This is a genomic window from Microbacterium sp. STF-2, assembly GCF_034650155.1.
Taxonomy (GTDB): domain Bacteria; phylum Actinomycetota; class Actinomycetes; order Actinomycetales; family Microbacteriaceae; genus Microbacterium; species Microbacterium maritypicum_A.
The window spans coordinates 971,195-987,320 of sequence record NZ_JARKMW010000001.1 but is presented as its reverse complement, the minus strand read 5'-3'; the positions used below and the strand labels follow the sequence as shown (position 1 = coordinate 987,320).

The window sequence follows — 16,126 nt, the reverse complement described above, 5'->3', positions numbered from 1 at the left end:
GCGGCCGGGGTCAGCTGTCGAGCAGATGCCGCAGGTTCGAGCCCACCGCCTCGGTCTCGATCAGGAAGCCGTCGTGCCCGAAGTCGCTCGTGATCACCACGGCTTCGTCGTCGATGACATTCGGGATGCTGCGGGCGATGCGCTGCTGTCCGTCGACGGGGAAGAGGCGATCGCTGTCGATGCCGAGAACCAGCGTGGTGGCGGTGACGCCGCGCAGCGCCTCTTCGACGCCCCCTCGTCCACGGCCGACGTCGTGCGAGTTCATGGCCTCGACGAGCGTGACGTAGCTGTTCGCGTCGAAGCGGCGTGTGAACTTGTTGCCGTGGAAGTCGAGATACGACTCCACGGCGAAGCGACCGCCGTGCCCGAGCGGCGACACGTCGGACTGCCACGAACGCTGGAAACGCTGGTTGAGCTCGATCGGGCTGCGGTAGTTCAGCAGGGCCATACGGCGCGCCAGGGCGAGGCCGCGGTGCGGGCCGTCGCCGTCACCGAGGTCGTAGTACTCGCCGCCCTGGAACCGCGGATCCATCCGGATGGTCTCCAACTGCACGGTGTTGAGCGCGATCTGGTCGGCGGTGGTCACCGGGGGAGATGAGAGCACGGCGAGGCGCTGCACGCGCTCGGGATGTGTGGCCGCCCACTCCAGCGCATGCATCCCGCCCATGGAACCGCCGATGACAGCGGCCCAGCTCTCGATGCCGAGCGCATCCGCCAGGCGGACCTGGGCGGCGACCTGGTCACGGATCGTGAGGTACGGGAAACGGGAGGCCCACTCGTAGCCGTCGGGGGCGACGCTCGCGGGGCCCGTCGAGCCCTGGCAGCCGCCCAGCATGTTCGGGGCGATCACGAACCAGCGGTCCGTGTCGAGCGGAGCTCCCGGACCCGTGATGTCCTCCCACCAGCCCGCGGTGGGGTGCCCGGATCCCGCTGCGCCGCGCACATGGCTGTCCCCGGTGAGCGCGTGCAGCACGAGCACGGCGTTGTCCCGTGCCGTGTTCAGCTCGCCCCAGGACTCGTAGGCGATGCGGATGCCGGGGAGCTCGGCGCCGCTCTCCGTCGAGAAGGCGCCGAAGGCGGCGAACCGGCGACCGCCCACCGGGTCTCCGTCACGCCATGCTCCGGTCGCCGGCGGGCGGGCACGGAGCAGCCTGACGTCGGCCTCCGTCACGGGCGCCGAGGGCACCGTGTCCTCGGAGGTCGTCTGCCAGTCCATGCTCCCATTCTCGCCTGGTCCGCGACTCGTCGGTGGCAGGTTACGCTCCGATGTCCCGACCCTCCCGACCGCGACGATCGAGGCGGCCCGTCGGCATCGTCGCGTCGGTCGTCGGTCGTCGGTCGTCGGTCGTCGGTCGCGGTCGTCGGTCGTCGGTCGCGGTCGTCGGTCGTCGGCAGGTGTATCAGCGCACTCGGGTCAGGGTGGCGAGATGATCGCTGTTCCCCGCCCGTATCGTGCCCGACGTGACGACATCGAGGCCGCGGACGAAGACCTGGTCGATGCGTACGAGGGGGAAGGCGACGGGCCAGGTGAGCCCGAGGCTCCCATCCGTCGGACGCACCCAATCGGCTTCCGCGCGCAAGGCCGTCAGGCTCGGATCGGTCGACGGTGCGTTGAAGTCGCCGACGGCGATGAGGGAGTCCGCAGGGTCGGAGCCGACCTGGTCCGCGAGTCCGCTCAGCATCGTGTCGCGGTCCTGCTGGTGCCCCGGCCGCACCGACGCGGCGTGCATCACGTAGACGGCGACCGGCGTGGACGGCACCTGCACCTCGACACGGAGCGCACGCTTCCAGCTGAGTCCCAGCGTCAGGGGCTCGGCGTTCGCGAGGGGATATCTGCTCCACACACCGACGGTTCCGACCGTGTACGAATGCGGGTACTGCCCGGCGAGGGCGTTCTGCGCCGCGGAGAGGCTGTCTCCATCGAGCTCCACGAGGGCGATCACATCGGCGCCGCTCTGCGCGAGCTCGGTCGCGGATGCGGCGGCCCCGCCGGATCGCGCCCTCACGTTCTGGCTCACGACCGTCAGCCCGGAAGCGGAGGCCGACTCCGACCCCGGCGGACCGGGGAGGGCGGGAAGAGCCGGTGCCATCGCGAGGATCCACAGGAGTGCGGGAACCAGGATCACGACGACCACTCGGCGGGCGAGGAACAGCGCGGCGATCAGCAGTGCGAGAAGCACGAGACCGAGCCAGGGGAGGGCGGCAGCGACCGCTGTGCCGACGATTCCGGGGATCCAGCCGCCGGCGATGACGAGCAGCACGGCGACGCCGGCGGCGGCGAGCCATCGCGCGCGGGTCGTCGTCACGCGTCGGACGCGCGGCGGTCGGTGTTCGACGTCGATCATGCTCTCCTCACGGCGGTCTTCCATTGTCGAGGCCGTCGCCTGTGGGTCGGCCGGGTGAAGACGTCGCCTGCACGCGAAGATGCCCCGGAGCTCGGGCTCCGGGGCATCTCGTGGGGTGTGCGGGTCAGGCGCGCGCGGCCTCCGACACGGCGCGGGCCGCGGCGAGAGCCTGCTCGAGGTCGGCCTTGAGATCATCGACGTTCTCGATGCCGACGGAGAGTCGGACCAGGCCCGGCGTGACTCCGGCGGTGAGCTGCTGCTCCGGCGTCAGCTGCGCATGCGTGGTCGATGCAGGGTGGATGACGAGCGAGCGCACGTCGCCGATGTTGGCGAGGTGGCTGAACAGCGACAGGCTGTTCACGAACTCGCGTCCGGCTTCGACGCCGCCCTTCAGCTCGAACGACAGCACGGCGCCGACGCCCTTGGGCGCGTACTCGTTCGCCTTGGCGTACCAGGGTGAAGAGGGCAGACCAGAGTAGTTGACCGTCGCGACATCGTCGCGGCCGTCGAGCCACTCGGCGATCTCCTGGGCGTTCTGCACGTGGCGCTCGATGCGCAGGGACAGGGTCTCGACGCCCTGGATGAGGTTCCAGGCGCTCTGCGGGGCGATGGCGGATCCGAGGTCGCGCAGGAGCTGCACGCGGGCCTTGATGATGTACGCGAGCGGGTCGCCGACGGCGGCGGTGTAGCTGGCGCCGTGGTACGAGGGGTCCGGCACCGTGAGGCCGGGGAACTTGTCGACGTTCTTCGACCACTCGAACTTTCCGCCGTCGATGATGACGCCGCCGATCGTGGTGCCGTGGCCGCCGAGGAACTTCGTGACCGAGTGCACGACGATGTCGGCGCCGAACTCGAACGGACGGATCAGGTACGGGGTGGCGATCGTGTTGTCGACGATCAGCGGGACGCCGTTCTCGTGGGCCACATCGGCGACGGTGCGGATGTCGAGGATGTTGATCTGCGGGTTTCCGATCGTCTCCGCGAAGAACAGCTTCGTGTTCGGGCGGACCGCTCGACGCCACTCCTCGGGGTCGTCTTGGTTCTCGACGAACGTGACCTCGATGCCGAGCTTCGCGAGCGTGTACTTGAAGAGGTTGTAGGTGCCGCCGTAGATGGAGCTCGACGCGACGAAATGGTCGCCGGCCTGCGCGATGTTCAGGACCGCGAAGGTCGACGCTGCCTGGCCGCTGGCGAGCACGAGAGCACCGGTGCCGCCTTCGAGCGCGGCGAGACGCTGCTCGAGCACGTCCTGCGTCGGGTTCTGGATGCGGGTGTAGATGTTGCCGAACTCCGCGAGGGCGAACAGGTTAGCCGCATGGTCCGCACTGTCGAACACGTACGAGGTGGTCTGGTAGATCGGCGTGGCACGTGCCTTGGTGACCGGGTCGGGGGCAGCGCCCGAGTGGATCTGCTTGGTCTCGAAACGCCAGGACTCGGGTGCGGACATGTGATTCCCCCAGGAGTGGTCGGAAGGTCGTGTGGCGGATGCCGTTGCAGCGACAGTACGGAATATCGCTGTCTGTCAACAACAGACGGGAAATGTGACGTAACAGAGCGGAGGCCCGGAATCCTGCGGCGGATCGATCGACGACAACCCCAGGGGGGAGTCCGCATTCCGGGGAGAACGCCGTACGGTGGAGGCATGGTGAACAGACGAGCAGTGGTGACAGGTGCGAGTTCGGGCATCGGCGCGGCGACGGTGCGTGCCCTCCGTGCCCGGGGATGGGACGTCGTGGGGGTCGCGCGACGCGAGGACCGACTGTCGGCGCTCGCCGCGGAGACCGGAGCCTCGGCCATCGCCTGCGACCTCACCGATGCCTCCGCCGTCGACGCGCTCGTGGGCGAACTCGAGCGGTCGGGCCCCGTGCACGCTCTCGTCCAGGTCGCCGGCGGTGCTCGCGGCACCGACCGCATCGAGGACGCATCGGTCGAGGACTGGCAGTGGATGTTCGACGCGAACGTGCTGGCGAGCCAACGTCTCGTCGCGGGTCTGCTCCCGCTCCTGCGCCGAGCCGCGGCAGCGGACGGTCACGCGGATGCGATCTTCGTCACCTCCACGGCTGCGCAGACCGCGTACGCCGGCGGTGCAGGCTACAACGCCGCGAAGGCCGCGGAGTCGATGCTGGTGAAGGTGCTCCGTCAGGAACTCAACGGCGAGCCGATCCGTGTGGTCGAGGTGGCGCCGGGAATGGTGCACACCGAGGAGTTCACGCTCAATCGCCTGGGCGGAGACTCGGTCGCTGCCGAGGCCGTGTACGCGGGTGTCGACGCCCCGCTCGTCGCCGACGACGTCGCCGACGTGATCGCGTATGCGCTGGAGTCGCCCGGACGCGTGAACCTCGACCTGATCACGATGCGGCCGGTAGCGCAGTCCGCGCAGCACCTGCTCGCCCGCGGCCCGCTGCGGGTGCGCTCCATCGACTGACGATGGCCCAGACTCTCGCAGAGCTCGCCGAGGGCGGGCTGATCGACGCCGGATGGGCGGAGGCGCTGGCCCCCGTCCAGGACACGATCACCTCCCTGGGGGAGCGGCTCCGCGACGAGCAGGAGGCAGGGCGGGGATACCTGCCGGCGGGCGCGAACGTGCTCAGGGCCTTCCAGCGGCCGCTGTCCGACGTCCGCGTCCTCATCACCGGGCAGGATCCCTACCCCACGCCCGGACATCCCATCGGACTCTCGTTCGCCGTCGATCGCGATGTGCGCCCGCTGCCGCGCAGTCTCTCGAACATCTACAAGGAGCGCGAGACCGACCTGGGCATCCCTCCCGCACCGCACGGTGATCTGACGGCGTGGAGCGATCAGGGCGTCCTCCTGCTCAACCGTGTGCTCACCGTGCGTCCCGGTGAGGCGGCCTCTCACAGAGGGTGGGGGTGGGAGAAGGTCACGGAGCTCGCGATCCGTGCGCTCGTCGCGCGCGATCAGCCGCTCGTCGCGATCCTGTGGGGGAAGGACGCAGCCAACCTGCGGCCCCTCCTCGGGGAGACGCCGGTCATCTCCTCGGCTCATCCATCCCCGCTCTCGGCCCGCCGCGGCTTCTTCGGATCACGTCCGTTCTCGCGGGCGAACGCCCTCCTCGAGGAACGGGGTGCCGAGCCCGTGGACTGGAGGGTGGAAGGCGAAGCCTCTCCCTCTCTAAGCTGAGCGCATGCAGTTCGAGCCGGGGGACCGTCGTCGTGTCCTGCCGCGCCACCTGCGGCCTGCGCCCGCGCCCGAGATCTTCTCGTACATGATCCGCGCCGCGCGGCCTGCCGACCTGCCCCATGTGCGCGAGATCTACAACCACTTCGTGAGCAATTCGGCCGTGACACTCGACGAGCGACGCAGCAGCATTCCCTACTGGCGCGACAAGTACGCTCTGCTCGCCCGGCTCGAGCTTCCGTTTCTCGTCGCGGTGTCCCCGGGCGGCGAGGTGATGGGCTACGCCCTCGCGCAGCCATGGGCAGGCAAGAACGCCTACAAGTACACCGTCGAGGATTCGATCTACCTCGGTCCCGGTGCGGGAGGCAAAGGCCTGGGGGCGGCGTTGCTGCAGGCCCTCATCGATGCCTGCGAGCAGATCGGCCTCCGAGAGATGGTCGCGGTCATCAGCGACCACGGTGCGGAGGCGTCGATTCGACTGCACGAGAAGCTCGGCTTCGTCGAAGCGGGACGGATGGGACGCGTCGGGTACAAGTTCGGCCGAGACCTCGGCACCGTGTACATGCGCCGCGTGCTCAAGCCGACAGGGCGGCGGCGGGGAGGGCTCTTCGGCTCGCGGCGCTGAGGACGCTCGTCCGGTCTCGCGATCGATCTCTCAATGCCCGGGGCCGGCGGGGATGACGGGGATGGCCGAGAGCAGCCTCTTCGTGTAGTCCTGTGTCGGATGCAGGAGCACGTCGCGAGTAGCGCCCCGCTCGACGATATGGCCGTCCTTCATCACGACGACCGTGTCGCACAGGTTCTGCACCACTCCGATGTCGTGCGACACGAGCACCAGCGTGAGGGCGGTCGTGTGTCGCAGTTCGATCAGCAGCTCGAGGATCTGGGCACGAACGGTCACGTCCAACGCCGACAGCGGCTCGTCGCCGACCAGGATCCGCGGGCCATGCACGATCGCTCGCGCGAGGGCGATCCGCTGCCGCTGCCCGCCCGAGAACTCATGCGGATAGCGGTCACCCATCTCGGGTTCGAGCCCGACCCGGGCGAGCACCTCCCGCACACGCGCACGGTGATCCCCCTCGATGCCGAGGGCCCAGAGCGGTTCTCGCACGATCTGACCGGCCGTCATCCGGGGGTCGAGCGACGCGTACGGGTCCTGGAACACCAGCCCTGTCTCGCGGCGCAGCCAATGCAGGGACCTCGCCGATGCGGTGGCGTCGACCGGGCGGCCGCCGACGGCGATCGTGCCGGACGTCGGTCGGTCCAGTCCCAGCAGCAGCCTGACCAGCGTGGACTTGCCCGATCCGGATTCGCCGATGATGCCGACGGACGATCCTTCGACGATGTCGAGGTCGGTGGGAGCCAGGGCGGTCTGCGTGCGGGTGCGCTCGAATGCGGAGCGTTTCGGGACGAAGAAGTCGCGACTGAGCCCTCGGGCTTCGATCAGACTCACGCGGCACCCCCGTCCGGACGCCACAGGGTCGCCGTTGCATCCCGCAGCAGCCCCTGGGTGATGGGCGAGGACGGTGCGGAGAGAAGGGTCGAGACCGGGGCGGCTTCGACGACGTGCCCGTGTTCGAGCACGACTCCCTCGGTCGCGACCTGTGCGAGCACGGCGAGGTCGTGGGTGATGAACACGAGGGACATGCCCTCGTCCGCGACGAGCGCGAGCAGCAGGGAGAGGATCTCGGCCTGGATCGTGACGTCGAGCGCGGTCGTCGGCTCATCGGCGATGAGCAGTCTCGGACGACACGCGAGTGCCATCGCGATGGCGACACGCTGGCGCTGACCGCCGGAGAGTTGGTGCGGGTACCGGTCCACGATCGACGCGGGGTCGGGAAGCCGCACTCGTGCCGCTTCCGCGATCGCCCTCTCCCGGGCCTCGCGGCGTCCGAGTCCCTCGTGGATGCGGATCGATTCCGCGATCTGCCGCCCGACGGTCCTGATCGGATTCAGTGCCGTGCGCGGCTCCTGGAACACGATGCCGATGTCGTCGCCGCGAAGGCGGGCCAGCTCGCGATCCGGCATCCCCACCAGCTCGGTGCCGTTCCAGCGGATGCTCCCGCTCGTGGTCGCGCCGTCCGGGAGCAGTCCCAGCACAGCGAGCGCGGTGAGGGACTTGCCGGACCCGGACTCGCCGATGAGTCCGAGTCGCGCGCCGTCGGGCACCTCGAAGGAGATGCCGTCGACGACGTGTCGCCCATCGATCTCGACCACGAGGTCCTTCACGGAGAGGCTCATGCGACCACCCCCGGGGTGTGGATCTCGGCGGCGCGATGCCGCAGCGTCGGATCGGTCGCCTCGCGCAGACCGTCGCCCAGCAGGTTCAGCGCGAGGACGGTGATCGTGATCGTGAGCCCCGGCCAGAGCACGGACAGCGGATGCACCCCGATATACCGTTGGAGGTCGGCGAGCAGCAGGCCCCAGCTCGGTTCGACCACCGAGGCGCCGAAACCCAGATACGAGAGACCGGCTTCGGCGAGGACTGCGACCGCCATCGACCACGACAGCTGCACGATGAAGACGGGGGCGACGTTCGGCAGCAGGTGTCGCACGAGGCTCTGAGCAGGCGTGACCCCCGCGGCTCGCGCAGCCAGGACGAAGTCGCTCTGCTGCACACGGCGCAACTCGGGGCGGGTGACGCGCGCGATGTTGACGCCGAAGCCGATTCCCACCGCCCAGATCACCACCCAGAGGGATCCGCCCCAGACCGAGGAGATCATCATGGCGATCAGCAGCACGGGGAATGCGATCAGGATGTCGACGAGTACCGCCACGGTCTCACGCAGCCAGCGTGCGGTCAGGGCTCCGAGGGCTGCGAGTGCGATACCGACCACGGTGGCGACGAGCCCTGCTCCGATGCTCACGAAGACGGTCGTGCGGGCACCCGCCATCAGCAGGCTCAGGATGTCGCGACCCGTGTCGTCGGTGCCCAGCAGATGCGGCCAGCTCGGCGGCAGCCAGCGATCGCCGATGTCCGATGCCTGCGGATCGAAAGGTGTCCAGAAGAGGGCGACGAGCGCGGTGAGGGCGATCACGACGACGACGATGGCACCGAAGCGCCCCGTCGAGGTGTCCCACAGTCGGCCCAGCCAGCGCGGGGTCATGCGGCCTCCCGCTGTCGAGGGTCGATCGCGCGGTGCACGAGGTCGACCAGGAAGCCCACGACCAGCACGAATCCGGTGAGCACGAGCAGCTCGCTCTGCACCTTGATGAGGTCTCGCGTTCCGACATCGGCGACGAGCATGCGTCCGATCCCCGGGAGGGTGAACAGCTGCTCGATCACGACCGATCCGACGATGATGCCGGCGACCTGGAGGCCGAGCACCGTGATGATCGAGAGACCGACGGCCGGGATGCCGTGCTGGATGAGCGCTCGGGTGCGAGTGAGCCCCTTCGCCGCGGCGGTGCGGACGAAGTCCTGTCCTGCGGCTTGGAGCGTCGCACTGCGTACGAATCGCATCAGCATCGCCCCCTCCACGATCCCGATCGTCAGCGCGGGGAGCAGGAGCGACTCGATCGCCCTTCCGGGCGTCGACCAGCCGGTGCGGGGGAACCCCTGCGGTGGAAGCCAGCCCAGCCAGACCGAGAAGACGACGATGAGCATCATGCCGGCCCACACCACGGGGACGGCGGCCAGCGCCTGAGCGCCGACGCTGAGCGCGGTGCCGCCGCGTCGGTTGCGCAGGAGCGCGGCCAGGATGCCGAAGGGCACGGCGATGAGCACGGCGATCAGGAGCGACATGATGCCGAGCGGGACGGTGACCTGGGCCTTGAGGAGGAGCTCTTCGCCGACGGAGGCGCCCGACAGCAGAGACGTGCCGAGGTCGCCGCGGACGATGCCGCCGATCCAGTCGGTGTACTGGGCGAGCAGAGGCCGGTTCAGTCCGAGGGATTCGCGCAGGGCCTCGACCTCGGCGGGGGAGGCCTGGGTGCCGGCGATGAGCTGTGCGACATCGCCGGGGAAGACGCGGAGCGTCAGGAAGATGAGCACGCTCGACACGAGGAGCCCTGCGATGAGCAGGGCTCCTCGGACGAGCGCATAGCGGATCACGAAGGGGTGACCGCTCGCTACTTCTCGGCGGAGACGGTGACGCCCGCGAGGTTGATGCGCGAGTTGATCGAGTCCTCGGGGAAGCCGGCCACGATCGGGCTCACCGCCGTGATCGTCTCGCCGTTGTAGAGCCAGTCGGCGGCGTGGTCCTCCGACACGATGCGTGCGGCCTGCGCGAGCAGGTCAGCGGACTTGTCCGGGTCGACCTCGGCCAGTGCCTTCGCGTACAGGTCCTGCACCTCGGCGTTGTCGTAGCCGAAGTAGTAGTCCGGGTCGGCGAAGTTGCCGAAGTCCCGCGGCTCGACGTGCAGAACAAAGCTGAGGTCGTAGTCGTGGTTCGTGTAGACGTCCTCCAACCAGGTGGGGAACTCGACGGAGTTGACTTCGAGCGTCACGCCGATCTTCTTGAAGTCCGAGATCAGGACCTTCGGCACGGTCGTGCCGTAGAAGGAGGGGATCGTGAGCGTCAGCTCCAGGTCCTTCTGGCCGGCCTCTGCGAGCAGGTCCTTGGCCTTCTCGGGGTCGTAGGAGATCACGTCGGACAGGTCTTCGTAGCCGGGGTCGAGCTCGGGGATCGGCCCGTACAGCGCGGTGCCGGCGCCGACCGCCTCGATGAGAGCTTCGTGGTCGATGGCGAGCCGGAGTGCTTCGCGCACGCGGACGTCGTCGAGCGGGGCCTTCTTGTTGTTGAAGGCGAGAGTGGCCTTATCGGTGGTGCGCCCGGTCGTGAGTGCGAAGTCTCCCGAGTCCTCGAGCTGCGGCGCGAGGTTCGGATCCACGGCCGTGAGCACGTCCACGTCGCCGGCCAGCGCGGCGTTCACCCCCGCGGTGAAGTCGGGGATGTACTGGAACTCGACCTGAGCGACGCCGGCCGGATCGCCCCAGTAGGCGTCGTTGCGCGCGAAGGTGATGGTGCTGCCCTTGTTCCAGCGCGTCAGGGTGAAGGGACCGGTACCGTTCTCGGCCGTCTTCAGATCGGTGGTGTCTCCGGTCTTGAACACCAGACCGGCGGGCCCCGTGAGGGCGAACAGGAAGTTCTGGTTCGGTGCGGACAGCACGATCTCGACCGTCGTCGGGTCCGGTGCAGTGATCGCCGTCACCGAGGCGAAGTCCGCGTTGCCCTGGACGGTCGCATCCGTGCGCACGGTCTCGTACGAGGAGACGACGTCGGCGGACGTGAGCGGCGTGCCGTCGTGGAAGACGACGCCGTCGTTCAGGGTGAACGTGTACGTGAGACCGTCGGACGAGACGGTGTAGTCGGAGGCGAGGCGACCCTCGATCTCATTGTCCTGCGTGCGGGTGACGAGACCCTCGTAGATGTTGTCGATCAGGATCTGCTCGAGCGCGGCACCACTGGTGTGGCGGATGTCGAGATTGGTCGGCTCGAGGACGAGCCCGACGTGGAGGGTGGCGCTCGGGTCGGGTGTTCCCGCTGCGCTGCTGGGCTCGGGCTCGGTGGTGCCGGAGCAGGCGCTCAGGATCACGGCGGTGGCCGCGAGCGCGGATATCAGCGCGAGACGTCGGGTGCGTCGGAACATGGGCGTTTCCTCTCGGTGCGGCAGCTGCTGTGTGCCGTGGAATCGAGCCTAGAGATGTGAGGCGGGGTGCGGGTCGTGTATGGAACGGAGAGTCATATTCCGGCGGCGGGTGCTGCCGAGCCGATGAGACCGGCGAGAGCGGTCGGTGCCGTCTCCTGCACGTTATGGGTCGCATCGAGGACGACCAGCTGCGCCGCAGGCACGCGTCGCTGGAGCTCGGCGGCATCGGCTTCGCTGACGAATCCTCGTGCGGCCCGCACCAGGGTGATCGGCGCGCTGACTGCGGCCAGGTCATCCCAGCCCGTCTCGTGCAGCACCGACGGGGCGGTTACCGATCCGGGGTCGTGAGCGGCGAGAGCCTGGGCGGCGAGGTGCGCGAAGTGGTGCTTCCACTCCACGCGTCCGTCCTCGCGTACGCGCGTGTTCAGGAAGACACCGCGTTCGGTCTCGGGGCGAGATCCGCCGAAACCGAGCGCGATCGCCTTGTCGACGAGTTCGTCCCGCGTGGCGAAGTCGGTCGGGCCCGCGTAGAACTCGCGCAGCGCCGCGGGTCCGGCTGTCACGTCGATCCCTGGCGTGATGTCGACGATGATGAGCTCGGACACCAGATCGGGTCGTGCGGCTGCGAGCGCGGCACCGGTGAGTCCTCCGAGCGACTGGCCGACCACGACCTGGGGCTGCGTGGCCCAGGCGTCGAGCGCGGCGGCCACGTCGCGGGCGAGCGTTCGCGGCGTGTAGTCGATGTCGTCACGCCAGGAGGAGTCGCCGTGCCCGGCGAGATCGATCGCGAGCAGCGGCTGCTGCAGCGCAAGCGATGTGGTGTCCCAGGTGTGCGCGTTCAGGCCCGCTCCGTGCAGCAGTGTCACGCGCGGCTCGTCGGTTCCGAAACGAAGGGCGCTCAGGGTGCGTCCGTCCGGCAGCGGAAGGGTGAGACGCTCCACCGCCGGGAACGGCACGCCGAGTGCTTCGGCTTGTGCGGGAAGATAGCTGAACTCGCTGATGTCGATCGCCACCTCCACATTCTGCGCCCTCGCGCAGACGCGCAGGAAATGCAGGACCATTACGACAAGCATTTGCGGCGTTCGGTTGCTCATTATGTCTCTATGTTTCGCTATCCTGTTGTCAGTATGCATTTCCTGCAGACGCGTCAGTCGGAGCGTGGGCAATGCTCGCCGAATATCATGGAGTCATGAGCGAGACGCGTGTGCACCTGTCAAAGACCGAGCCGACGGCGTACCAGGCGCTTGACGCGTTCTCGAAGACCGTGGGGCAGATCTGCGCGGCCAACGGCATCGACGACCGCCTCAAGGAGCTCGTCATGATCCACTGCTCGCAGCTCAACGGCTGCGCGTACTGCGCGCGGATCCATGTCGACCGAGCGGTGGCGGCGGGGGTCGACACCGACACTCTCACGCAGATCCCCACGTGGCGCGAGAGCGGTGTGTTCAGCGAGCGGGAACGCGCCGCCCTCGAGCTCGCCGAAGCGTTCACGTTCATCGCCGAGGACGGGATCTCCGACGAGGTCTACGACCAGGTGGGAAGTGTGTTCACCGAGAAGGAGTACGCGGCGCTCAGCTGGGCCTGCGTGTCGATCAACGCCTTCAACCGCATCGTGATCGCGGGACGCTACCCCGTTCCTGCTCGCGATCCGAAGGGTCAGGCATGACGATCCTCGAGGTCGAGGGTGTCTCGAACATCCGGGATGTCGGGGGTATGCCGGCGAACGGTGGTCGTATCCGTTCCGGGTTGCTGCTGCGATCGGGACAGCTCTCGGGTGCGACCGCATCCGGCGCCGCCGCGCTGCGGGCACAGGTTCGGCACATCGTCGATCTGCGCGACGGCGAAGAGGTCGCTGCGGAACCCACGGAGATCGAGGGGCCGGACACCACACACCTTCCCTTGTTCCTGGGTTCGGTGCGATCCTTCTTCGAGGCCGACACGAGTCTCGAAGACCTGTATCTGCATCTGCTCGAGGAGAGCGGCGAACGACTCGTCGACGCCATCCGCATCATCGCCGCGGGAGAGTGCACGCTGGTGCACTGCACCGTCGGCAAAGATCGGACCGGCGTCACCGTCGCCCTCGCTCTCGCCGCCGTCGGAGCCGATCGCGAGGCCGTGATCGCCGACTATGCGCTCACCGAGTCGCAGCTTCCTGCTCAGCGCACGCGGTGGATCGCCGAGTACCTGCGGACCCAGCACCCGGAGGCCGTGCACGCGGTGGCGCTCGCGACCCAGTCCCCGGCGCCCGTGATGCGTCGTCTGCTGCAGCAGGTCGACGAACGGTGGGGGTCTGCTGCCGCATACCTGCGCGCGCAGGGGATGACCGAGGCCGAACTGGCCGCCTTGGTGGCGGCGCTCGTCGAACCGGCTTCCTCCACCGAAAGCTCCCGGCGATGACCGAGCTGATGCAAGGTTAGGCAAGCCTTCACTTGGTGTACGATGAAGACACCATGGACACCTCGCTCGAGACTCGCGGCACGCGCGCCGAACGTCGCGCGGCACGTCAGCGTTCCCATCACCTGGTGACGGCAGACGAGCACTCGCTCACTGAGCTCGAGGTGTTCCTGACCACGCTGCCGTTGTGCGCGTCGGGTCGTATCTTCATCGAGGTGCCCGAGGTCGCCGACATCGGCGTGATCGATGCTCCTGGTCGAATGACGGTCACGTGGCTCGCTCGTGAGCAGCGGTCCGGTGCTCCCGGAAGCGGTCGGGCGTGCGCACCCGGTCAGGCTCTGGCAAGAGCGACCTGCGCGTGGGCCGACGAGATGATGTGCGACGACGAGATCGAGACCCACGTCACTCTGCTCGGCAGCTACCTCGGGACGGCCGACATCATCGACCACCTGATGAGTGCGCTGGAGATCTCCCCGGCGCTCATCCACGCTCCCGCGCGCTTCGGCCTGCTGCCCGCCGACCGCTGATCCGCACGCGCAGGCGGCTCACGGCATGTTGACGTGCCGTCCAGTGGCCCGCGCCCATGCGAAGGCCGTCAGCACGTCACCGCGTGCGGCGCACGTAGTTGCCGTCTTCGAGTCCCGCCTCGATCTCGAAGCGATTGCGTAGGGGGTTCCTCCCCGCAAAGAGGTACAGCACCGGCATCAGGAAGCCGTAGCGAAGCCACTGCTCCTTGTGCACGGCTTCGTGGCGGAGAACCGCCTCGCTGGGGCGGGTGCCACCTGTCAGGAAGCAGCCGCCGACGCACACCCCGCCGCGATTGAAGGTCCATGAGGGCATGCCCTGGAAGACCCACAAGCCTTCGCGCCGCTCGACGGGGCCGGTGCTCCACAGCGAGCCCCAGATCCACCCGATGGCCGTGCCCCAGGCGTAGCCGAGGCGGCTGATCGGAGAGCGCAGCAGGAAAGAGGGAATCCGTCGGTCGAGGCGTCGTCCGTGAGCGAGAGCCTGTTCTGCGGCCGGCCGCCAGTCCGTGGCGGCGGTCACGCCACCGCTCCGACCAGCCGCAGCAGCGCACCGAGGTCGTCGACCGCGTCGGCCGGAGACCGGGGAGCGAACCCGGCGATCGTCGCGCCTGCCAGCGGCACTTCGCTGCGCAGCGCGCGGATGGCGGTGCTCAGCGCCGCGGGTGAGAGCCCGAACGGCACCGAGGACGACACACCGGAGAAGTCCGAGGGATCGAGCACGTCGACATCGATGTGCACCCACACGCGTGACGCCCCGGTCGCGCGGACGGCATCGAGCAGCGCCGCGGGGTCTTCGAGGTCGTCGACAGAGAGGTTGGTCAGCGGGGTGATCTGTTCGACCTCCGCTTCATCGAGGTTGCGCATGCCGACGGTCACCACACGGCTCACCGGGATCGCGGGGGACAGCACGAGCTGCTCCTCACCCTCACCGAGCAGCGCCCGCAGCGCCATGCCCGAGAATGCACCGGACGGTGAGGTCTCGGGCGTGTGCATGTCGGCGTGCGCATCGCACCACACCACCGCGAGACCCTCGGTGCCACCGGGAAGGGCGTCGAGGGCGGCGACGGTGACGCTGCAGTCCCCTCCGATCACCACGGTGTCGGCGTCGACGTGCCCGTGCACCATCTCACGGGTGCGTAGCAGGGCGCTCAGGCGGCGGACCCCGGTTCCCAACGACTCACCGGCCTCGACCGGCACATCGAGCACGGTCGTCGCCGTCCTCGGCAGATCACCCGCGATCGCTGCGGCACCGTCGGTGAGGAGCATCGCGCGCGGTGCGGGTGAACCCTGCCACTGCGGGATGACGAGGAATCGCACCATGGGTGCCTCCGAAGAAGAGAGGGCGGATGCCCCGGCGCGCTGCCCGGGGCATCCGCCGGTCGTGTCAGTTGCCTTCGATGGCCTGGCGGGGAGCGCTGCCGCCGGCCTTGAGCTCGGCGAGACGTGCCTCGACCTCGGTCAGTTCGCCGAGGTCTTCCAGGCTCTCGAACTGGGCATCGAGGCTCGACGCTGCGAGCTCGATCTTGCCCTGCGCGATGGCCTCCTGGCGGCGGACCTTGTCCTCGAACCGCCCCAGCTCGCTGGTGGGGTCGAGCACGTTGATCGAGCCGACAGCGTCCTGCACCTTGGTCTGCGCCTCGGCGACCTTGGCGCGCGCGAGGAGTTCGCTGCGCTTGTTCTTGAGCTCGACCAGCTTGTCCTTCATGCCGTTCAAGCCGCTCTTGAGCTTGTCGACGATCTCGGTCTGCGCCGCGATCTGGGGCTCAGCACCGGTGGCCTCGCGCTCGGCGCTGATCTGGCGCTGCAGGGCGATCTTGGCGAGGTTGTCGAACTTGTCCGCGTCGGCGGTGTTGCCGCTCGCGCGCATCTCATCGGCCTTGCGGCTGGCGGCGAGGGCCTTGTTGCCCCATTCGGTCGACGCCTGGACGTCTTCCTCGTGGTCGCGCTCGAGCAGGCGGAGGTTGCCGATCGTCTCCGCGATCGCGGACTCGGCGTCGGCGATGCTGTTCGTGTAGTCGCGAACGAGCTGGTCGATCATCTTCTGCGGGTCCTCCGCAGAGTCCAGCAGGGAGTTGATGTTCGCGCGGACGAGGGTCGAGATACGTCCGAAGATGGACTGCTTGGTCATGC

Annotated in this window: 18 protein-coding genes; 6 read left to right on the top strand and 12 right to left on the bottom strand. The window is 68.5% G+C overall.

Annotated features, from left to right (window positions below):
• Window positions 1–10 precede the first annotated feature (10 nt).
• From metX to MicroSTF_RS04735, 3 genes are all read right to left on the bottom strand, one after another.
• Window positions 11–1,216, bottom strand: a complete 1,206-nt coding sequence (gene metX / locus MicroSTF_RS04745) for a homoserine O-acetyltransferase MetX (RefSeq protein WP_021201020.1) — start codon at window positions 1,214–1,216, stop codon at window positions 11–13.
• Between the two features lie 184 nt (window positions 1,217–1,400).
• Window positions 1,401–2,345: an endonuclease/exonuclease/phosphatase family protein gene (locus tag MicroSTF_RS04740; protein WP_168440968.1), complete on the bottom strand. Its 945-nt coding sequence runs from the start codon at window positions 2,343–2,345 to the stop codon at window positions 1,401–1,403.
• A 124-nt stretch (window positions 2,346–2,469) separates the two neighbouring features.
• Window positions 2,470–3,792, bottom strand: a complete 1,323-nt coding sequence (locus MicroSTF_RS04735) for a bifunctional o-acetylhomoserine/o-acetylserine sulfhydrylase (protein WP_021198513.1) — start codon at window positions 3,790–3,792, stop codon at window positions 2,470–2,472.
• A 195-nt stretch (window positions 3,793–3,987) separates the two neighbouring features.
• On the opposite strand from MicroSTF_RS04735, the gene MicroSTF_RS04730 reads away from it, so the two are divergent.
• From MicroSTF_RS04730 to MicroSTF_RS04720, 3 genes are read left to right on the top strand one after another with little or no spacing between them, the layout of a single operon-like run.
• Window positions 3,988–4,770: an SDR family oxidoreductase gene (locus MicroSTF_RS04730; RefSeq protein ID WP_205810311.1), complete on the top strand. Its 783-nt coding sequence runs from the start codon at window positions 3,988–3,990 to the stop codon at window positions 4,768–4,770.
• 2 nt (window positions 4,771–4,772) lie between these two features.
• Window positions 4,773–5,486 carry a uracil-DNA glycosylase gene (locus MicroSTF_RS04725; RefSeq protein WP_021198511.1) on the top strand — a complete coding sequence of 238 codons (714 nt, stop codon included), beginning with the start codon at window positions 4,773–4,775 and terminating at the stop codon, window positions 5,484–5,486.
• A 4-nt stretch (window positions 5,487–5,490) separates the two neighbouring features.
• Window positions 5,491–6,108, top strand: a complete 618-nt coding sequence (locus MicroSTF_RS04720; protein ID WP_322953929.1) for a GNAT family N-acetyltransferase — start codon at window positions 5,491–5,493, stop codon at window positions 6,106–6,108.
• Window positions 6,109–6,138: 30 nt separating this feature from the next.
• On the opposite strand, the gene MicroSTF_RS04715 is transcribed toward MicroSTF_RS04720, so the two are convergent.
• The 6 genes from MicroSTF_RS04715 to MicroSTF_RS04690 form a co-directional block, all read right to left on the bottom strand.
• Window positions 6,139–6,936, bottom strand: coding sequence for an ABC transporter ATP-binding protein (locus tag MicroSTF_RS04715; protein WP_031206731.1), 798 nt, complete (start codon window positions 6,934–6,936; stop codon window positions 6,139–6,141).
• Complete coding sequence (locus MicroSTF_RS04710; RefSeq protein ID WP_029266363.1) at window positions 6,933–7,724, bottom strand: ABC transporter ATP-binding protein; 792 nt, start codon at window positions 7,722–7,724, stop codon at window positions 6,933–6,935. The genes MicroSTF_RS04715 and MicroSTF_RS04710 overlap by 4 nt, the downstream gene beginning before the upstream one ends.
• Window positions 7,721–8,590, bottom strand: coding sequence for an ABC transporter permease (locus MicroSTF_RS04705; protein ID WP_029266365.1), 870 nt, complete (start codon window positions 8,588–8,590; stop codon window positions 7,721–7,723). The genes MicroSTF_RS04710 and MicroSTF_RS04705 overlap by 4 nt, the downstream gene beginning before the upstream one ends.
• On the bottom strand, window positions 8,587–9,537 hold the full coding sequence (locus MicroSTF_RS04700) for an ABC transporter permease (RefSeq protein ID WP_322953924.1): 951 nt from the start codon (window positions 9,535–9,537) through the stop codon (window positions 8,587–8,589). The genes MicroSTF_RS04705 and MicroSTF_RS04700 overlap by 4 nt, the downstream gene beginning before the upstream one ends.
• Window positions 9,538–9,554: 17 nt before the next feature.
• Window positions 9,555–11,075: an ABC transporter substrate-binding protein gene (locus tag MicroSTF_RS04695; protein ID WP_029258474.1), complete on the bottom strand. Its 1,521-nt coding sequence runs from the start codon at window positions 11,073–11,075 to the stop codon at window positions 9,555–9,557.
• 92 nt (window positions 11,076–11,167) lie between these two features.
• Entirely contained in the window at window positions 11,168–12,094 is a 927-nt protein-coding gene (locus MicroSTF_RS04690; RefSeq protein ID WP_322956337.1) for an alpha/beta fold hydrolase, read from the bottom strand.
• A 170-nt stretch (window positions 12,095–12,264) separates the two neighbouring features.
• On the opposite strand from MicroSTF_RS04690, the gene MicroSTF_RS04685 reads away from it, so the two are divergent.
• The 3 genes from MicroSTF_RS04685 to MicroSTF_RS04675 are packed head-to-tail and all read left to right on the top strand — an operon-like array spanning window position 12,265 to window position 13,996.
• Window positions 12,265–12,741: a carboxymuconolactone decarboxylase family protein gene (locus MicroSTF_RS04685; RefSeq protein WP_021198503.1), complete on the top strand. Its 477-nt coding sequence runs from the start codon at window positions 12,265–12,267 to the stop codon at window positions 12,739–12,741.
• Complete coding sequence (locus tag MicroSTF_RS04680; RefSeq protein ID WP_322953921.1) at window positions 12,738–13,472, top strand: tyrosine-protein phosphatase; 735 nt, start codon at window positions 12,738–12,740, stop codon at window positions 13,470–13,472. The genes MicroSTF_RS04685 and MicroSTF_RS04680 overlap by 4 nt, the downstream gene beginning before the upstream one ends.
• A gap of 35 nt (window positions 13,473–13,507) precedes the next feature.
• Window positions 13,508–13,996, top strand: a complete 489-nt coding sequence (locus MicroSTF_RS04675) for an SIP domain-containing protein (protein WP_231479866.1) — start codon at window positions 13,508–13,510, stop codon at window positions 13,994–13,996.
• 76 nt (window positions 13,997–14,072) lie between these two features.
• Here MicroSTF_RS04675 and MicroSTF_RS04670 read toward each other — a convergent pair whose 3' ends face one another.
• The 3 genes from MicroSTF_RS04670 to MicroSTF_RS04660 all read right to left on the bottom strand — a co-directional run bounded on the left by MicroSTF_RS04670 (window position 14,073) and on the right by MicroSTF_RS04660 (window position 16,124).
• Window positions 14,073–14,516: a Fe-S oxidoreductase gene (locus MicroSTF_RS04670; protein ID WP_322953918.1), complete on the bottom strand. Its 444-nt coding sequence runs from the start codon at window positions 14,514–14,516 to the stop codon at window positions 14,073–14,075.
• Window positions 14,513–15,316: an arginase family protein gene (locus tag MicroSTF_RS04665; protein ID WP_322953916.1), complete on the bottom strand. Its 804-nt coding sequence runs from the start codon at window positions 15,314–15,316 to the stop codon at window positions 14,513–14,515. The genes MicroSTF_RS04670 and MicroSTF_RS04665 overlap by 4 nt, the downstream gene beginning before the upstream one ends.
• A 64-nt stretch (window positions 15,317–15,380) precedes the next feature.
• Complete coding sequence (locus MicroSTF_RS04660; protein ID WP_017831053.1) at window positions 15,381–16,124, bottom strand: PspA/IM30 family protein; 744 nt, start codon at window positions 16,122–16,124, stop codon at window positions 15,381–15,383.
• Window positions 16,125–16,126 lie beyond the last annotated feature (2 nt).